Annotated in this window: 3 protein-coding genes; 1 reads left to right on the top strand and 2 read right to left on the bottom strand. The window is 24.0% G+C overall.

Going from position 1 to position 1,962, the window contains the following annotated elements; translation table 11 throughout:
• Positions 1-89: 89 nt before the first annotated feature.
• Positions 90-776, top strand: a complete 687-nt coding sequence (locus CD155_RS12385) for a Crp/Fnr family transcriptional regulator (RefSeq protein WP_103213456.1) — start codon at positions 90-92, stop codon at positions 774-776.
• Here the strand turns inward: CD155_RS12385 and CD155_RS12380 are convergent.
• Complete coding sequence (locus CD155_RS12380; RefSeq protein WP_070832989.1) at positions 753-1,379, bottom strand: hypothetical protein; 627 nt, start codon at positions 1,377-1,379, stop codon at positions 753-755. The genes CD155_RS12385 and CD155_RS12380 overlap by 24 nt on opposite strands.
• The coding region (locus CD155_RS13010; RefSeq protein ID WP_180991840.1) for an insulinase family protein at positions 1,376-1,962 on the bottom strand (587 nt) is incomplete at its 5' end. The genes CD155_RS13010 and CD155_RS12380, both read right to left, overlap by 4 nt.

Below are 1,962 nucleotides of genomic sequence, written 5' to 3'. Positions count from 1 at the left end.
ATATAAAATAAAGTGTAATATGTAATTGTAATTATCTATTCCTTCACTAATAAAGTTAAAGTCTTATTTAATAAAGGGGACGTTTAGGGATGTTAAAGCTGAATAATGAGTTGTTTAGTCTAATAAAAAGGTATGGGGAATGTAAAAGTTTTAAATACAATGAAATTTTTCATTTAAATAATGAAGGGAATTTTTTATATGCTTTCGAAAGAGGAGTGGCTTTTTTAAAGCAAACAGATGTCACTGGTAAAGTTCTATTATCAAAAATCTGTAAAAAAGGAAGCATTTATGTAGAAACTATTGATGATTTCAGTCAATTTCAAATAAACTACCAGTTATTCTTCAAACAAAATACTACTTTATACCAAGTCTCAATTAATAAATTAAGGGAAAATATTGATAACGACTATCTTAATACATTAATTTTGAAATATACACATAATGAAATTAGAAAAAGAGAGTTAACTTTAAGAGATTATACTTTTTATGGTAAAAAAGGAACGATTCTTTCTAATCTAGTTCGATTGGCCAATTCTTTTGGAAAAATATTTAAAAATGGAACGATATTAATAGATGTTAAATTAACACATGAGGATCTCTCACAATTATGTGGTATGAGTAGAGAAAGAATAACCAAAACAATATCTAAATTAAAAAGCGATAATATTCTAGATTATGATAAAAAACGCAAAAAGTTTATCATCTTAGATTTAGAATCAATTAAAAATCAAATTAACTGTGAAGAGTGTCCTTTAAACTTTTGTAATATCTGTTAATTTTCTAATAAAACTTAAGCGACTAGATAAATATATTATTATTGAAAAAACTACTAAAAATAATTGTTCCTCTACTGACAGTAAACATAAAATAACCGTACTTACAAACAGTAAAACTAAATATCTAGTGAAGCGTTTATTGATAATATTTTTAATAAAATTAGAACTATAATAAAAGGTACTTACAAAAGTAAATATATACAATAATATAACAAGCAATAAAGGTAGTTTTAATGAAAAGTGGTTTGAAATCTTTAAGCCTATCCCTATTAGTAAAATAATAGGTACGATACCTTTATAAATAAAATTGCCACTAGGAATTTCTATACTTTTTTTGAATTTTTCCATATCAAAATCCTTTTTGTCTCTTTCTTTTAAAAATTTTTCATTAATATAATTAATCTGCTTTATCCTACTATTAATATACATATAAAATGGAACTACAATAAGCGTAATTGTTACAGATATACACGCAAATTCTGCCCACGAATTTTTAATAATAAAAAGCGTTATCCAATAATCAATATATTTATTAATGCCGAAAATATAATAAATGCCTAACATTACCAATACTACAATAAGAAATTTATATTTTGACTTCATGATAACTCCCCCTTAAGTTCATTTATTAAATCCAATAATCTTTCACTTTCACATATATTTTGTATTATCGTGAAAAAATTATTGTGCAGTTTCCAAAACTCTACAATATTTTTTATTTCAACAACTGCACTCATTTTATCTAAAATATCTTTATAGATGTTATCAATCATCCTATTATCTTTATCAAGTAGAGTAATGTTTTCTATTAATTGTTTCTTTTCACCATAATATAGAAATTGATTATTATAATATACTAAAGACTTGTTATTAGCGATATTTAATAAAAGGATTTTTAGAAAAAGCACTTCTTCGGTCCCTTGTATTTCACACTCTCCATCCTTCGTAATAATCTTCTTTTTGGTAACATCATTATGATAATTACTAAAGTTGTTATCTTTGGTGAATTTAATATCTCCAACAACATAAACACTCATATTATCTTTATCATAAAATTTTTCAGATAGCTTATGTAAATCATGAAATGAAATTTGATTAATATCTTTTTCAGTTCCTAGTATTCGGTCTCTTATGATATTAAGTTTTATATCATGAGATTGAATACTTTTATATCCTTTTATTTCAT

The organism is Staphylococcus caprae, assembly GCF_002902725.1.
GTDB classification, from domain to species: Bacteria; Bacillota; Bacilli; order Staphylococcales; family Staphylococcaceae; genus Staphylococcus; species Staphylococcus caprae.
Note: the sequence above shows the minus strand (reverse complement) of the source record. Positions and strands in the feature narration are given on the sequence as shown.

Excerpts from the sequence above, each read along its gene's own strand:
- CD155_RS12385 (WP_103213456.1), top strand. The coding sequence starts at position 90 with ATGTTAAAGCTGAATAATGAGTTGTTTAGTCTAATAAAAAGGTATGGG.
- CD155_RS12380 (WP_070832989.1), bottom strand. The coding sequence starts at position 1,379 with ATGAAGTCAAAATATAAATTTCTTATTGTAGTATTGGTAATGTTAGGC.